This window comes from Brevundimonas sp. SGAir0440 (assembly GCF_005484585.1).
Classification (GTDB): Bacteria; Pseudomonadota; Alphaproteobacteria; order Caulobacterales; family Caulobacteraceae; genus Brevundimonas.
Map to the genome: position 1 here is coordinate 435,423 of NZ_CP039435.1, position 15,999 is coordinate 451,421.

Below are 15,999 nucleotides of genomic sequence, written 5' to 3' on the forward strand. Positions count from 1 at the left end.
CGCCGCCCTCAAGCATTCTGATTTCGACGCCGATCAGCCGGTGAACGGCCGGATCAGGATTTCGACGCGGCGGTTCTGCGCCTTGCCTTCGGCGGTGGCGTTCGAGGCCACCGGGTTACGCGAGCTATTACCGGCGACGTAGAGGCGTTGGGCCAGAACGCCACGGCGCACCAGTTCAGAGGCGACGCTGCTGGCGCGGCGCTCCGACAGGGGCTGGTTGATCGCGTCACCGCCTGAAGAGTCGGTGTGGCCGATCACGTCCACCGTCGACTGGTCATACTGCTGCAGAACGCGGGCGACATCGTCCAGCACCGGTAGGAAGCGCGGATCGATGGACGACTGGTTCGTGGCGAAGGTCACGTCCGACGGCATGCGCAGTACAAGCAGGTCGCCCTGACGCGCCACGCCGACACCGGAGCCGGACAGTTCGGCTTCCATCGCGCGTTGCTGACGATCCATATATTGGCCGACGGCGGCGCCGCCCAGCGCGCCGATGCCGGCGCCGATCAGAGCATTCTTGCGGCCCTGTTCGCCGTTCGAGGTGTTGGTCAGATAGCCGAGAACCGCGCCGCCCAGCGCACCGGCGATGGCGCCAGTCCCGGTGTTGTTGCGAACCGGACCCGAACGATAGGGGTCTGTGGTGGTGCAGGCGGCGGCCCCCAACAGGGCGGCGATGGAAACGCTGGCGACGATGAACTTGGCGCGCATGGAATGGTCCCTTTCTTTTGAGCGATCTGGCGCGGAAACGTGCGCTTACTGTGAAGGTTCCAATCTGTACGGCGCATGAATGCCTGCCACGTCCGCACGCGCCATGGCCCTGACAAGGCCGCCGATTAGGCGTATGGGAACCGCCGCACATCCCCAGATCGAGGACGACGCCGTGAGCGTGACCCAGACGGACCACACGACCGACCGCGCCATTCAGCCGGTTTCGATGACGCAGTACGACGCCGATTTTCAGGCGTTCAGCGACGCATTGGGCGCCTCCTTCTCCCGCTATGGCTTCGCTGTCGTCGCCGATCATGGTCTGGACGAGGCGCGCATCACCGCAGCCATCGACGACGCCAAGGCCTTCTTCGCCCTGCCGGAAGCGGTGAAGCGCCAGTACCATCAGCCCGGTACCGGCGGCGCGCGCGGCCTGACCCCGTTCGGAGTCGAGGCGGCCAAGGACGCCAAAACGGTCGATCTGAAGGAGTTCTGGCACGTCGGCCGGGAACTGCCCGAAGGCCATCCCTATCGCCGCTATATGCGCGACAACCTCTGGCCAACCGAGATCGAGGGCTTCCGCGAGCATCTCTATGGCATGTTCGAAGACCTGGACGCCCTGGGCGCCAAGATCCTGCGCGCCATCGCCCGCTATCTGAAGCTGGGCGACGACTTCTTCGCGGACAAGGTCGACATGGGCAACAGCGTCCTGCGCATGCTGCACTATCCGCCGGTTCCGGCCGATGCGCCTGGCGTGCGCGCCGGGGCGCATGAAGACATCAATGTCATCACCCTGCTGCTCGGCGCCGAAGAGGCTGGTCTTCAGCTGAAGGATAAGGACGGCAGCTGGCTCGACATCGCCCCGCCGCCCGGCGCCTTGGTCGTCAATATCGGCGACATGCTTCAGCGGCTGACCAACCACGTCCTGCCGTCGACGACCCACCGCGTGGTCAATCCGGCGCCTGAGCGTCGCGGCTTCGCCCGCTATTCGACGCCCTTCTTCCTGCACTTCAACCCGGACTTCCCGATCGAGACACTGCCCAGCGCCATCACGCCGGACAATCCCGATCGCTATGCGGGCAAGACCATCCTGGCCGAGGATTATCTGACCGAACGCCTGCGCGAAATCCGCCTGCTCTAGGCCGTCAGCGGGAAATCCGTAGTCGGGTGATGTCGCGTCCGATGGCCTGGAAGTCGTTGGACAGGTCCGCGCCCGACTGTGGCAGGAAGGCCTTATCCTTGTCGGTAGCGCAGGTGCTGAGGATGTTGGCTGCGTCGCTGCCGGGCGTGATCGAGAAGCCCACGGTGTAGACAATCACGCCCTTGGCCTTCATGCCGGTGCACAGTTTTGCGGCCTGATCGAACGGGTCGCCGTTCGTGGCATCGCAGGCAATCTTGTCAAAGAGGTTGCCGGACCCTGAGCCCGCATCGCGGGCGATGACGCCGCCGCAATAGGGCGTGTTGAATTCGCCGTCCGTCATCAGAATGACGGCCTTCAACACCTTGGTCGGTGCATAGGCAGCGGCGGGATTGGACGACCACAGGCCGTTGAACTGGTTGGATACGGTGTACCAACCCCAAGCCAAGCCAATCTGCCCGGACGTTGATCCTGTAACGGTCAAGCCGTTCACGAGCCCCGTCAATGTGTCGATGTTGGAAGTCAGCGGCTGTATCGTCGCTGTCGGGCAGGGGTTGCCCGCCGATCTTACGGGCGTTGAGCGCTGCGGAGCCGCATAGTTGCGACCCACCCTGGCCGTGCTTGGAGCCGCATCGGTGTAGGCTTGTGAACCCGTACGCTCGCTGACGCAGCTGGTGTTATCAAAGGCGGTCAGGCGATTGTACTGAGCGTCACGGAAGACGCGCGTGGCGCATCCGTCGTTGCCGCATTGGACCGAACCGCCACCAGAATAGTCAGCGAACGTGGCGCCGCCGACAGGAATTACAAACACGTCGTTCGAGATCTTTTCGAGGACTTCGTAAAGGCCTTCATCATTCGTCGTGTTGAGCGCCGTCATGCCCTTAACGTCAGCGATCTGAAGCGTGTCGCCTTTCGACAAGCCGTGATTCGTGGAGGAGATGGTGACGAAGCAGTCGGAGCGCATGCATTTGCGGATCTGACCGCCCGAGCTGTAGCTGCTGTATCCATTGCCGCTAGTGGTGTTCAGCGCATACCAGTTCGCGCCCGACTGATATTGCAGAGACACCCGATTGGCGTCGATCCGCATGACCTTATAGGCGCGATTGTTGATCTGGGTCATGCCGTTGACGCCGCTGATCCAGACGTAGTCGTCGGTCGATAGCCCGTGGCCGTTGGCGGTCACGACGCCCGGCGAAGCGCGCGTGATGCCGGAGATCGACTTGGCCGCCGCCGCCGCCCATGCAGCGCCGCTGATGCTGGTCGATCCGATCGAGGCGCCGCGTGCGGCGTCGGCGCGAGCGCCCAAGTTCACGCCGATCGAATAGGGCACAATGGCCATGCGGGAATAGTAGGGCGTCTGTTTCGCGGCCGGCTGCACGACCAGTTTGATCAGCTGGTTCGCGGCGTTCTTAAGATCACCTATCCGATTGTTGCTGGCCATCGAGCCGGTGATGTCGAGCACCAGTGAGACCTCGATGTCCTTGGACGATCGGTTCACCTCGGAGTGGACGCTGACCGGCAGAGTATCATCGAGAATCTTGCCATAGGGCGGCAGGACCACATTGGCGATCAGCGTCTTCACCTGGACTTGGATGTCGGCGATGACGACCTGATCTTTCGTCAACTCGATCTTGACGGCGTCGTCGGCGAACGGCTCCACCGAGGCGTTGCGCAGATTGGCTCTCAGCGCCACCAGCGCGACGGTCTTCAGGTCTTTCGGATCGGTATAGGACGAGCGCGCCGCGGCCAGGGCGGCGGCGTCCAGCGCGTCTTGAACGCGGGCCTTCGCCGTCGTCACGCGGTTGATGTCGATGCCGCCCAGGGTCAGCATGATCAGCGCCGGCATCACCAGAGCGAAGATCATCACGACATTGCCGCCGCGGTCCGACGAGAGGCGCGACGCGAACATGCGCAGAGCCTTCACCGCCCTGCCGATCCGATTGGAAACCTTCACCATGCCCATCCCAGAAGGACGCGGACCGCCCGATTAGCGTTCAGTCTGCCATTCGGGCGGTTAAGGGAATTGTGAAGGGGACGGTTAACGCCGCCGCGTGATCAGGCAGCGGTCCATCCGCACTGGTGACCGCGGTTCTGTTCCTGGAGCCAGACGTTCAATGGGGCGAAATAGTCGGCGATGGCCGAGGCGTCATTGCCGTCGTCGCCGGTGAAGGCCTTCATCGCCTCCTGCCACGGCCGCGACTGCCCCATCTGCAGCATGGCGTTGAAGCGGGCGCCGACCTCCTTGTTGCCATAGACCGAGCAGCGGTGCAGCGGTCCGGTCCAGCCGGCCTGTTTGCAGGCCGCGCGCTGGAACTGGAACTGATAGATGGCCGCCAGGAAGTAGCGGGTATAGGGCGTGTTGCCGGGCACATGGTATTTCGCGCCCGGGTCGAAGGCGTTGGCCGGACGCGGACCCGGCGGAACCAGGCCCTGGTACTGCAGCATATCTGCGGTCCAGGCGGTATTGTAGGCGGCCGGCGCCGTCTCGCCCGAGAAGACGTCCCAGCGCCAGCGATCGACCATCAGGCCGAACGGCAGGAAGGCGATCTTGTCCAAGGCCATCTTGAGCAGGAAGGGAATATCTTCCTCCGCGCCCGGCGTGGTCTTCAACAGGCCGATCTGATTCAGATAGGTGGGGGTCAGGGCCGACAGGCCGACGAAATCGCCGATGGCTTCGTGGAATCCGTCGTTCGCGCCGTTTCGGAACAGCATCGGCTGGTTCTTGTAGGCGCGCTGGTAGTAGTTGTGACCCAGCTCGTGGTGGACGGTGTAGAAGTCGTCGCCGTTGACGTTGGTGCACATCTTGATGCGGATGTCGTCGGCATTGTCCAGGTCCCAGGCCGAGGCGTGACAGACGACTTCGCGGTCGCGCGGGCGTGTGATTTGGCTGCGTTTCCAGAAGGTCTGGGGCAGAGGGTCGAGGCCCAGCGAGACGTAGAAGCCCTCGCCCGTCTTGACCATCTTCGTCGCGTCGTAGTCGGCGGCCTTCAGCAGTTCAGTGAGGTCGTAGCTCGAGGCGCCGCCGCTGGGCGGGGCAACCACATCATAGATGTTGCCCCACTGTTGGGACCACATATTGCCCAGCAGATCGGCGCGGATCGGGCCGTGATCGGGTTGCACCGCGTCGCCATACTTCGCGTTCAGCCTGGCGCGCACATAGCAGTGCAGGTTCTCGTAGAAGGGCTTCACCTGAGCCCAAAGCCGGTCGGTCTCGGCGGCGAAATCGTCGGCGGGCATGTCGTAGCCTGACCGCCACAGGGCGCCGGTGTCGGCGAAGCCCAGTTCGCGCGAGCCCTCGTTGGCGATCTCGACCATGCGGGCGTAGTCGTCGCGCATGACCGGCGAGATGGTGCGCCAGCCTTCATACAGCGCCTTGGTCTCGGCGGGGTCGCGGCTGTCGGCCAGGATCAGCGAGGCCTCGTCCAGCGTGATCGGCTTGCCCTTGAAATCGAACTTACCGGTCGAATAGGTCGAGTCCAGCCGCGTGGTGATCTGGGCCAACTCCTCGGCCGCGCCAGGTCGGTTGGGGGCGGGCAGGACCAGGCTGAGCCGCAGCAGGTTCAGCTTGCGGCGCACGACCGGATCGACCTGAACGTCGTTGAACTTGGCCGCCTGATTGGCCAGCTGGACCTGAAGCTCCGTCGCCTCGGCGTTGGCCTTCGATTCCAGCCACATGGTGTCGAAGGTGATGTTGGTGGCGCGCGCCCATTGGATGCGGGCGACATATTCGCTGACCTCGGCCCATTTGGTTTCGGCGTCGGCGATGAAGGCGGTCGCGCCCTCGGCGGTGATCGGATAGTCGGCGCGCATGTCGCTGACGGTCGGCGCGGGCGTCGTCGAGGCCGTCTGTTCGACCCCCGGGGCTGCGGCGGCGGGTTCGCTGGTGCTGGCGCAGCTGGCGGCGAAGGCGAGGGCGCAGACCGCGACGGCGGTCATCATCTGACGCTTCATGATGGATCTCCTGAACAGCGCGGGCAGGAGAGGTCAGGCCCGGTCGCCCGTCAAGCGTGACGGTTCAGCGGCTGACGACGCAGGTGTTCAGACCTTCGTTGCGCACCGTGCCCATGGCCGCTTGGACGCGCGAGGCGCGCCGACGCACATAGGGGCCGGGCGCGGCGGCTTCGTAACGGCGCGGGGCCGGCAGGATGGCGGCCAGACGCGCCGCCTCACGCGGGCTCAGGTCGCGGGCGTCCTTGCCGAACCAGTGTCGCGACGCGGCCTGGGCGCCATAGACGCCGGGCGCCCATTCCACCACGTTCAGATAGACCTCCATGATCCGGCGCTTGGACCACACGGCCTCGATCAGGACGGTGTAGCCCGCCTCCAAACCTTTTCGGATCCAGTCCCGGCCTGGCCACAGGAAGACGTTCTTGGCCGTCTGCTGGCTGATGGTCGATCCGCCGCGCAGGCGCCCGCCCTCGGCGTTGTGGTCCAGGGCCTTCTGGATCGCCTCCATATCGAAGCCGTGGTGGCTGCAAAACCGGGCGTCCTCGGCGACGATGGCGGCGTTCACCAAGTTGGGCGAAATCTGGTTCAGACCGCGCCACTGATAGTCCATGCCGTCGCCCCTCGCGAGTTGACGCAACATCAAGATGGTGGGAGGCGGCGGGACGATGGCGACGATCAGCACGCCAGCGACCGGGATCAGGGCCAGGATGAGAAACGCGGTCAGCACGACGCGACGCCAACTTTTGCGGCCCGTCGCCATCAGAGGATCAAGACCCCAGCGGCGCCGTCTTCGTCAGCCCAGGCTACCTTGTCGACGGCGGGGCTGAGCGACAGGGCGACGATGGCCGGCCCCTTCTCGGCCTTGACGAAGTTCAGACCGTGGGCCGCCGGATGCGCCACCCAGACGCGCCCATCGGTCAGGCCGGCGGCCAGCAGGCCCTGATCGGCGCGGGCCGAGACCAGATTGACCAGGGTCGTGTCGTCATAGCCGATCTCGGTCGCCTCGCGGCCCATCGGTCCGTTCGATCCGATGAAGGGCCACAGGACCGCGCCCTGCGCGCCCGAGGTCGCCATCAGCTGACCATTCGCCAGGAAGGCCATCGACCGCACCTTGCCCGGATAGCCGCCCATGCGCAGATTCTTGGCGTCTTTGATGCGCCAGCCATGCATCTGATTGTCCTGCATGGTCGTGACGACGAAGGCGCCGTCGGGCGAAAAGGCGACGCCGGTGTGCGACCCGGCCCAGGCGAGCTTAATCGGCTGCTGCTTTTCGATCCGCGCATACCACAGCGCCGCCCCGCCATAGGTCGAGGTGGCGATGCGCCGGCCCTTGGGCTCGAAGGCGACGCCGGAGACGGTGCGCTCGTGCTGGAAGTCGCGCCGGAAGCCCACCTCCTTGGGGTCGATCACCGACAGGGTGCGGCCGAAGGAAAAGGCGATCAGGCCCGAGGCCGGCGAGGCGTCGATGGCGTCAATCCACTGGTTCTTGGCCGTGGCCAGAACGACCGGATCCTCGTCGCGACGGCTCCAGACGACCTTGCCGTCATCGCCGCCTGTGACGATCCCGTCGCCGGACGGATGAACGCAGGCGCACAGCACGGCGCCGTCGTGCGCCTCCACCCGCGTCCGGTCCTCGAACCGGACCGAGCCGTCGCCAAGGGCGAAGACGGCGCCGGTGTTGTCGAACAGGGCGGCGGTGACCTGGGCGTCGAAATCGAAGTTCATAGGCCGCATGTAGCGATCCGACCTCGCCACGTCACCTTCTGCCTGCCCGCTAGACCGGATCGGTCGGCTTGGGCGTCACTGGCGCCGGCTCCGCCTGCGCCTTGGCGGGTTCGTCAGGCAGGGGGATGGACTCCAGATCGTCGGCGTGGGGCAGGCTCATCCGGCCTGCCTTCCAATCGGCCTTGGCCTGATCGATGCGGGCCTGGCTGGAGGCGACGAAGTTCCACCAGATCAGCCGCTCGCCCACCGGCTCGCCGCCCAGCACCATGACGGTCGACTGGGTCAGGGCCTTGACCGTCGGCTCAGCCGTCGGCTCCAGCACGATCATCTGGCCCTCGTGGAAGGTGCGATCGCCGACCTCGATGGAGCCCTTGGCCACATAGAGCGCGCGCTCGCTCATGCCTCCGGCGCCCCTGCCGGACGGCGGGGCGGTTCGCACGCCGGGCTGAAGCTCCCAGTGGATGTAGAACAGCGGCGACGACACAGGGACGGCCGCCTTGGCGCCGTAAGCCTCACCGGCCACTAGTCGCGCGAACAGGCCGCCGTTCTCGTAGGCCGGCTGGGCGTCCTCACCCAGGTGATGAAAGGCCGGGTCCATCTCTTCGGCCTCGTCGGGCAGGGCGACCCAGGCCTGCATGCCGTGCATCGGCCCGCCCTTGCTCTTCTTCAGCGGATCGGTGCGCTCGGAATGGACGATGCCCTTGCCGGCGGTCATCCAGTTGACCTCGCCCGGCCGGATCGCCTGATCGTAGCCGAGATTGTCGTGGTGCATGATTTCGCCCTCGAACAGATAGGTCAGGGTCGACAGGCCGATATGCGGGTGGGGCCGCACGTCGATGGCCGTGGCGCCGGGCGCGAACTCGGCCGGTCCCATCTGGTCCAGGAAGATGAAGGGCCCGACCATCCGGCGCGAATGGAAGGGCAGGACGCGCCCGACCTCGAACCCGCCCAGGTCCTTGCGGCGTGCGTCGATCACCAGTTCGATCATGTATCGGCTCCCAGAGCGGCCCGCGCCGCCTGAGCGACGTTATCCGACGTGAGGCGTGATGATGCCAAGAGGCAGGGCGGTCACATTCTTCACGCCGCGCGTGACGATGTGGCTTTCGCAGTCCGAGACGATGCCCAGGGCCAGCAGCTTCTCGCGCAGGAACAGGTCGAAGGCGTGCATGTCCGAGGTGATTATGCGCAGCACATAGTCCTCGCGCCCCGTGATGGTGGCGCACTGGACCACTTCCGGCCACTTGGCCACGGCGGCCTCGAAGACATTGAGATTGTCCGCCGAGGGCAGCATCAGTTTGACGATGGCGTAGACCTCGAAGTCCAGGCCCAGCAGCTGAGCGTTCAGCAGGGTGACGCGCTTGGTGATCAGGCCGGAGTCTTCCAGCCGCTTGATCCGCCGCCAGCAGGGCGAGGCCGACAGCCCGACGCGATCGGCGACCTCTGCGACCGACAGCCCGGCGTCTTGTTGCAGGATATCCAGAATGCGGGCGTCGATGGGGTCGAGTTCGTCGGCCAATGCGTTTCTCCGATTATAGTTATCGCGAAATAAAATACCCGATATCGGGATTGCGCAAGGTCAAATTGAGCGAGCACCTGCTTAAGCGGCGTGTTATCACACGTCCAGAGGAAACACGGACGGACCCCAGAACGGATATGGACGCCCGCATGAACGATAAGATGAACAAAAAGAACAGCCAGCCCCTGTCGTTGCGCGTGCCGGAGCCGTCCGGCCGTCCCGGCGATACGCCGGACTTCAGCCATCTGCAGATGGACCCCGCCGGCGTGGTCGAGCGGCCCGAGGTCGGATCGACCCCGTATCAGATGCGCGATCTCGCCTTCCGCCTGATTCGGGTGCTGGACGACGAGGGCGCTGCGGTCGGTCCGTGGAACCCGCGCCTGGATCCTGAGACGATGCGCCGGGGGCTGAAGGCCATGATCCTGACGCGCGCCTTCGATGACCGGATGCATCGCGCCCACCGCCAGGGCAAGACCAGCTTCTATATGAAGTGCACCGGCGAAGAGGCCATCGCGGTGGCGCAGGGCATGATCCTGAGCCGCGAGGATATGGGCTTCCCCACCTATCGCCAGCAGGGGCTTCTGATCGCGCGCGGCTATCCGCTGGTCGCGATGATGAACCAGATCTATTCGAACGCCGAAGATCCGATCAAAGGCCGCCAGCTGCCGATCATGTATTCGGCCAAGGACTACGGCTTCTTCACGATCAGCGGTAATCTGGGCACCCAGGTGCCGCAGGCCGTGGGTTGGGCCATGGCCAGCGCCTACAAGGGCGACGACAAGATCGCCATCAGCTGGATCGGCGACGGCGCCACGGCCGAGGGCGACTTCCACAACGCCCTGACCTTCGCCTCCGTCTATCGCGCCCCGGTCATCCTGAACGTCGTCAACAACCAGTGGGCCATCAGCTCCTTCCAGGGCATCGCCGGCGGGCTTGAGACCACCTTCGCCTCCAAGGCCATCGGCTATGGCCTGCCGGCTCTGCGGGTGGACGGCAACGACTTCCTGGCGGTCTGGGCGGCGACCCAGTGGGCCGAGGAACGGGCGCGGTCGAACCAGGGGGCGACGGTGATCGAGCTGTTCACCTATCGCGGCGCCCCGCACTCGACCTCCGACGACCCCAGCCGCTATCGCCCCGGCGACGAGCATGAGAAATGGCCGCTGGGCGATCCGATCGAACGGCTGCGCCAGCATCTGACCGTCATCGGCGAATGGGACGACGAGCGTCACGCCGCCGCGCTGAAGGACGCCGTCGAGCAGGTCCGCGCCGCCGGCAAGGAATCCGAAGCCATCGGCACTTTGGGCCAGTCGCGCCCCAGCGTGAAGACAATGTTCGAAGAGGTCTATGCGACCGAAGACTGGCGCCTGATCGAACAGCGCCGCGAGGTGGGGGTCTGACCATGAGCGAGCAAACCACCTTCACCGACGCCGATCGCAACGATGGCGTCGAGCCGGACATGGTCGACCAGAACGCCGCTCCGGCCTCGCAGGCGACGGGCGCGGGCGTGGTCCCCATGAACATGATCCAGGCGCTGAACTCGGCCATCGACGTCAAGATGGCCGAAGACGCCAATGTCCTGTCGTTCGGCGAGGACGCCGGCTATTTCGGCGGCGTCTTCCGCGTCACCGACAAGCTGCAGCAGAAGCACGGCCTGACCCGCAGCTTCGACGCCCCGATCTCGGAATGCGGCATCGTCGCGGCCGCCATCGGCATGGGCGCCTATGGCCTGCGGCCGGTCGTGGAGATCCAGTTCGCCGACTACATCTACCCGGCCTACGATCAGATCGTCTCGGAAGCGGCCAAGATGCGCTACCGCTCGGGCGGTCAGTTCACGTCGCCGATCACGGTGCGCAGCCCTTACGGCGGCGGCATCTTCGGCGGCCAGACCCACAGCCAGTCGCCTGAAAGCCTGTTCACCCACATCGCGGGTCTGAAGGTCGTCATTCCGTCCAACCCCTATGACGCCAAGGGCCTGCTGACCGCCGCCATCGAGGATGACGATCCGGTCGTCTTCTTCGAGCCGAAACGCCTCTACAACGGCCCATTCGACGGCTGGCACGAGAAGCCGGTCAGCCCGTGGAAGGCCCAGGATCTGGCCCAGGTCCCGACCGGCAAATATGTCGAGCCCATCGGCAAGGCGCGCGTGATGCGCGAAGGAAACGACGTCACTATCCTGGCCTATGGGACCATGGTCTGGGTCGCCCTGGCCGGCTCGGAACACGCGGGCGTGGACGCCGAGGTCATCGACCTACGCTCGCTCGTGCCGCTGGACATCGAAGCCATCGAAGCCTCGGTGAACAAGACCGGCCGCTGCGTCATCGTGCATGAGGCGCCCAAGACCTCGGGCTTCGGCGGCGAACTGTCGGCCCTGGTGCAGGAGCGCTGCTTCTATTCCCTGGAGGCGCCGATCGCGCGCGTCACCGGCTGGGACACGCCCTATCCGCACGCTTTCGAATGGGAATATTTCCCCGGGCCGCAAAGGGTCGCAGACGCCTTGAAGAGCGTCATGACGGGAGGTCGATAAGATGGGTCGTTTCGTCTTCAAACTGCCCGACGTGGGCGAAGGCACCGCCGAGGCCGAACTGGTCGGCTGGCACGTCGAGGTCGGCGATGTCGTCGCCGAGGACCAGATCGTCGCCGACGTCATGACCGACAAGGCCACGGTCGAGATCACCGCTCCGGTCAGCGGCAAGGTTGTCGCCCTGCATGGCGAACCCGGCGCCATGGTGCCGGTGCGCGGTCCCTTGGTGGAGTTCGAGGTCGAGGGGGCGGGCAATGCCGATGACGCCCCGACGCCTGCCGCCCCTGCCGTCGCCAAACCGGACCCCGCGCCCGTGGTCGCCGAAGCGCCGAAGGTCGAAACGACGGCAGCCCCCGCTGTCGCCGCGCCGACATCCGGCAATTACGTCTTCAAACTGCCCGACGTGGGCGAAGGCACGGCCGAGGCCGAGCTGGTCGGCTGGCACGTCAAGGTCGGGGATGCGGTCGAGGAAGACCAGATCCTGGCCGATGTCATGACCGACAAGGCCACGGTGGAGATCACCTCGCCGGTCGCCGGAACGGTCGTCGCCCTGTACGGCGAGGCGGGCAAGTCCGTGCCGGTCGGCGGGCCGCTGGTCGCGTTCGATGTCGAGGGCAAGGGCAATGTCTCGACGCCCGTCGCGGCGCCGAAACCGGCCCCGAAGCCGGCCGAGAGTTCGACGGCGTCTTCCGTAGCTAGTGAGACGACCCAAAGGGCGACTTCAGCGACCGCGCCGTCCAAGCCTGTTCCCGCCCTGACCGGCCGCGCGCCCGGCGAACGGCCGTCGGCCTCGCCGGCCGTGCGCAATCGCGCGCGGGACCTAGGCGTCGATCTGACCTTCGTGCCCGGTTCCGGCCCGGCGGGTCGGATCACGCACGAGGACCTGGACGGCTTCATCGCGCGCGGCGGTTCGCAACCCGCATCGGCGCCGTCCGGCGGCGGCTCGACCTATGCGAAGGCGCAAGGGACGACCGAGGTCAAGATCATCGGCCTGCGCCGCAAGATTGCGGAGAAGATGGCCGAGAGCGTGCGCCGCATTCCCCACATCACCTATGTCGAGGAAATCGACATGACGGCGGTGGAGGAGCTGCGCGCCCACCTGAACGCGACGAAGTCCAAGGATCAGCCCAAGCTGAACGTCCTGCCCTTCATCGCCCGCGCCATCGTGGTCGCCCTGCGCGACCAGCCCCAGATCAACGCCACCTATGACGACGAAGCCGGCGTCCTGACCCAGCACGCCCCGGTCCATCTGGGCATCGCCGCCCAGACCCCGAACGGCCTGATGGTGCCGGTGGTCCGACACGCCGAGGCGCGCGACCCCCACGATACGGCGCTGGAAATCGCGCGCGTCTCGGGCGCGGCCAAGGACGGTTCGGCCAAGCGCGAGGAGTTGTCGGGTTCGACCATCACCATCACCTCGCTGGGCACGCTGGGCGGGGTGGTCCACACGCCGATCATCAACCACCCCGAGGTCGCCATCGTCGGTCCCAACAAGATCGCCGAACGGGTCGTGGTCAAGGACGGCCAGATGGTCGTACGCAAGATGATGAACCTGTCGTCCAGCTTCGATCACCGCATCGTCGACGGTCACGACGCGGCGGTGTTCGTGCAGCGGATCAAGGGGCTTCTGGAAAACCCGGCGACGCTGTGGATGGGATGAGGCCCATTTTCTAAGCGGGAAAGCGAGGTCCGCCCGCGCCGATGGCTATCACCTTGAAATCGGCGGCATGGCTCTTGATGATCCTCTCCTCGCCGAGAGAGGAGCATCGGGAATCGGAAGGGTAATGTGATGCGGCAAGTCAAAGTCAAAGCGCTGACCATCGGCGCCAGCCTGCTAGCAGCCGTCGGCGTCGTCGCCTCGTCCGCGAACGCCTGCATACCCGAGCCGCCGCCGGCATGGTCGTCTCTGCTACGGTCCGATGGGCCGGCGCTTTTCATCGGGCGCGTAACGACGGTGGAGCGTTTGCCGGAACCCAGCCGGACGCCGACCATCGAGGTCATTCAATCCAAGGCGACCATCGCCAGACTGGAAACGCTTCAAGGCGCCCCGCAAGAGACATACACCCTGACCGCTGCAGAAACCGCCCGTCCGCTGGGCGGCTATCAAGGCATGATTTGCGTCGATTTCCAGCGCGTCAAACCCGGCGACATCGTTTTGGCCATGGAAACCGGATCCGGTGCGGTCCGCGTTTTTGAGCCCCAGCAAGTTCCTCCGCAGTTCAGCACCCGCCTTGAGGCCTATCGTTGACCCAGACCCTGAAAACCAAAGTCCTCGTCATCGGCGCAGGCACCGGCGGCTATGTCGCGGGCATTCGCTGCGGCCAGCTGGGCCTCGACACCGTGTTGGTGGACGGCGGCGATGGGCTGGGCGGCACCTGCCTGAACGTCGGCTGCATCCCCTCCAAGGCCATCATCCATGCGGCGGGCAAGTTCGAGACGGTGGCCAAGGCGTCCGGTGGCGGGACGCTGGGCATCACGGCGGCGGCGCCGGCCATCGACCTGACGCAGACGGTCGCGTGGAAGGACGGCATCGTCCGTAAGCTGAACGCAGGCGTCGCGGCCTTGCTGAAGAAGGCCAAGGTCAAGGTCATCAAGGGCTGGGCCGAGTTCGCCGACGCCAAGACCTGCGTGGTCAAGACCGACGAAGGCGATATCCGCATCACCGCCGAACACGTCATCCTGGCGACGGGATCCGAGCCGGTCGAACTGCCCTTCCTGCCGTTCGGCGGCGACGTCATCTCCTCGACCGAGGCCCTGAGCCTGTCGGAGGTTCCCAAGAAGATGGTCGTCGTGGGCGGCGGCTATATCGGGCTGGAACTGGGCATCGCCTATCGCAAGCTGGGCGCCGAAGTAGCCATCGTCGAAATGGCCGACCGTATCCTGCCGCTCTACGACAAGGCTCTGACCGATCCGGTCGCCAAGTGGCTGGAGAAGCATGGCGTCGAGCTGCATCTGGGGGCGCGCGCCGGGGGCTTCGGCGACGGGAAGCTGTCGATCACGACCAAGGACGGCGAGCCGCTGCAACTGGACGCCGACAAGGTGCTGGTCACGGTCGGTCGGCGTCCGCGTACGCAAGGCTGGGGCCTGGAAAACATGGGCGTGGCCATGGCCGGGCCGTTCGTGACGATCGACCAGCGCTGCGCCACCAGCATGAAGAACGTCTGGGCGGTCGGCGACCTGACCGGCGAACCCATGCTGGCGCATAAGGGTTCGACCCAGGGCGAGGTGGTCGCCGAAATCATCGCCGGCCATGACCGTATCTTCGATCCCGTCACCATCGCCGCCGTCTGCTTCACCGAGCCGGAAATCGTCTCGGCCGGTCTGGGCCCGAACGAGGTCGCGGGCCGCGACGATGTGATTCAGTCAGTCTTCCCTTTCGCCGCGATCGGTCGCGCCCTGGCCATCGAGGCGGGCGAGGACGGCGGCTTCGTGCGGGTGATCGCGAACAAGGGCGATCATCGCATCCTGGGTATCCAGGCGGTGGGCCAGCATGTGTCGGAACTGTCCAACAGCTTCGCCCAGATGCTGGAGATGGGGGCGGTTCTGGAAGACGTCGCCGGGACGATTCACGTCCACCCGACGCTGGGCGAGGCCTTCCACGAGGCCAGCCTGCGCGCCCTCGGGCACGCCATCCACATCTGATCAGATCCGGTCCAGCCGCTTCGCATGGTTCGCCACCATGCGGAGCGCCAGGCCGTCGGGCAGAAAGCGGGCCAGTCCGGCCATGACGTTGTTCATGACGCCGGGGGTGACGCTGGCACGGTTGGCCTCGCAGGCGTCATAGCCGATGCGCGCCACGCGCGCGGCGTCCATCCACATCCAGGCCGGATAGGCGCTGGACACCTGCTCGCGCGAGCCGTTGACGTCGTGGAACTCGGTCAGGGTGTAGCCGGGGTTCAGCACCGTTACGTGAACGCCGGTCCTCTGCGTCTCAAGGTGCAGGCCCTGCGACGCCTTGATCAGAAAGCTCTTGATCGGCCCGTACAGGGTGTCGCCGCCGGTCGCGGGCATCTGGCCAGCCAGCGAGGCGACGTTCAGCACTCGGCCGAAGCCGCGCTGGATCATGCCGGGCAGCAACAGGCGCGACAGCTCGACCGGCGCGGTCAGCATGACCTGGATCATGGCGCGGTGGGCGCTCAGGTCGGTGTCCATAAAGCCGGTGACCCGGCTAAATCCGGCATTGTTGACCAGCCCGTCGACGGTCAGGCCGCGGGCTGCGATGGTCGCGACCAGCCGCTCGGGCGCCGCGGGGTCGGACAGGTCTTCGGGGATCACGGTCGCGGTCACGCCGTGGGCGGCGGTCAGTTCGTCAGCCAGAGCCTGCAGCGGGGCTTGGCGACGCGCTGTCAGGATCACATTCCAGCCCTCGGCCGCATAGGTCCGGGCCAGGGCCGCGCCGATGCCGGCCGAGGCGCCGGTGATCAGAACGGTTCGGCTCACAGATCG

Annotated in this window: 14 protein-coding genes; 6 read left to right on the forward strand and 8 right to left on the reverse strand. The window is 65.8% G+C overall.

The genetic code is table 11. From position 1 onward, the window contains the following. Positions 1 to 33: 33 nt before the first annotated feature. Complete coding sequence (locus E7T10_RS02075) at positions 34 to 708, reverse strand: OmpA family protein (RefSeq protein ID WP_045811096.1); 675 nt, start codon at positions 706 to 708, stop codon at positions 34 to 36. Positions 709 to 934: 226 nt separating this feature from the next. Between E7T10_RS02075 and E7T10_RS02080 the strand changes: the two genes are divergently transcribed. Further along, positions 935 to 1,846, forward strand: coding sequence for an isopenicillin N synthase family oxygenase (locus E7T10_RS02080; RefSeq protein WP_137722528.1), 912 nt, complete (start codon positions 935 to 937; stop codon positions 1,844 to 1,846). Between the two features lie 4 nt (positions 1,847 to 1,850). Here the strand turns inward: E7T10_RS02080 and E7T10_RS02085 are convergent, their stop codons facing one another. The 6 genes from E7T10_RS02085 to E7T10_RS02110 all read right to left on the reverse strand — a co-directional run bounded on the left by E7T10_RS02085 (position 1,851) and on the right by E7T10_RS02110 (position 9,032). Then, positions 1,851 to 3,800: a TadE/TadG family type IV pilus assembly protein gene (locus E7T10_RS02085; protein ID WP_168189869.1), complete on the reverse strand. Its 1,950-nt coding sequence runs from the start codon at positions 3,798 to 3,800 to the stop codon at positions 1,851 to 1,853. A gap of 98 nt (positions 3,801 to 3,898) precedes the next feature. Then, complete coding sequence (locus E7T10_RS02090) at positions 3,899 to 5,794, reverse strand: M2 family metallopeptidase (protein WP_137720518.1); 1,896 nt, start codon at positions 5,792 to 5,794, stop codon at positions 3,899 to 3,901. A 64-nt stretch (positions 5,795 to 5,858) separates the two neighbouring features. Then, complete coding sequence (gene mtgA, locus E7T10_RS02095) at positions 5,859 to 6,551, reverse strand: monofunctional biosynthetic peptidoglycan transglycosylase (RefSeq protein WP_137720519.1); 693 nt, start codon at positions 6,549 to 6,551, stop codon at positions 5,859 to 5,861. Then, complete coding sequence (locus tag E7T10_RS02100; RefSeq protein WP_137722529.1) at positions 6,551 to 7,516, reverse strand: WD40 repeat domain-containing protein; 966 nt, start codon at positions 7,514 to 7,516, stop codon at positions 6,551 to 6,553. Before E7T10_RS02100 ends, mtgA begins: the two co-directional genes overlap by 1 nt. A 49-nt stretch (positions 7,517 to 7,565) precedes the next feature. Continuing rightward, positions 7,566 to 8,504: a pirin family protein gene (locus E7T10_RS02105; protein ID WP_137720520.1), complete on the reverse strand. Its 939-nt coding sequence runs from the start codon at positions 8,502 to 8,504 to the stop codon at positions 7,566 to 7,568. A gap of 39 nt (positions 8,505 to 8,543) precedes the next feature. Continuing rightward, positions 8,544 to 9,032 carry an Lrp/AsnC family transcriptional regulator gene (locus tag E7T10_RS02110; protein WP_055754211.1) on the reverse strand — a complete coding sequence of 163 codons (489 nt, stop codon included), beginning with the start codon at positions 9,030 to 9,032 and terminating at the stop codon, positions 8,544 to 8,546. Between the two features lie 161 nt (positions 9,033 to 9,193). Here E7T10_RS02110 and E7T10_RS02115 point away from each other — a divergent pair, with 161 nt between their 5' ends. The 5 genes from E7T10_RS02115 (at position 9,194) to lpdA (ending at position 15,195) form a co-directional block, all read left to right on the forward strand. Further along, entirely contained in the window at positions 9,194 to 10,429 is a 1,236-nt protein-coding gene (locus E7T10_RS02115; protein WP_200918604.1) for a thiamine pyrophosphate-dependent enzyme, read from the forward strand. A 59-nt stretch (positions 10,430 to 10,488) separates the two neighbouring features. Then, entirely contained in the window at positions 10,489 to 11,556 is a 1,068-nt protein-coding gene (locus E7T10_RS02120; protein ID WP_371276275.1) for an alpha-ketoacid dehydrogenase subunit beta, read from the forward strand. Position 11,557: 1 nt separating this feature from the next. After that, positions 11,558 to 13,213, forward strand: a complete 1,656-nt coding sequence (locus E7T10_RS02125) for a 2-oxo acid dehydrogenase subunit E2 (RefSeq protein WP_137720521.1) — start codon at positions 11,558 to 11,560, stop codon at positions 13,211 to 13,213. 129 nt (positions 13,214 to 13,342) lie between these two features. Then, a complete protein-coding gene (locus E7T10_RS02130) occupies positions 13,343 to 13,801 on the forward strand; it encodes a hypothetical protein (protein ID WP_137720522.1) in 459 nt (152 codons plus the stop codon). Then, positions 13,798 to 15,195: a dihydrolipoyl dehydrogenase gene (lpdA, locus tag E7T10_RS02135; protein ID WP_137720523.1), complete on the forward strand. Its 1,398-nt coding sequence runs from the start codon at positions 13,798 to 13,800 to the stop codon at positions 15,193 to 15,195. Before E7T10_RS02130 ends, lpdA begins: the two co-directional genes overlap by 4 nt. Here the strand turns inward: lpdA and E7T10_RS02140 are convergent, their stop codons facing one another. Then, positions 15,196 to 15,993, reverse strand: a complete 798-nt coding sequence (locus E7T10_RS02140; protein WP_137720524.1) for an SDR family oxidoreductase — start codon at positions 15,991 to 15,993, stop codon at positions 15,196 to 15,198. Between the last annotated feature and the right edge of the window lie 6 nt (positions 15,994 to 15,999).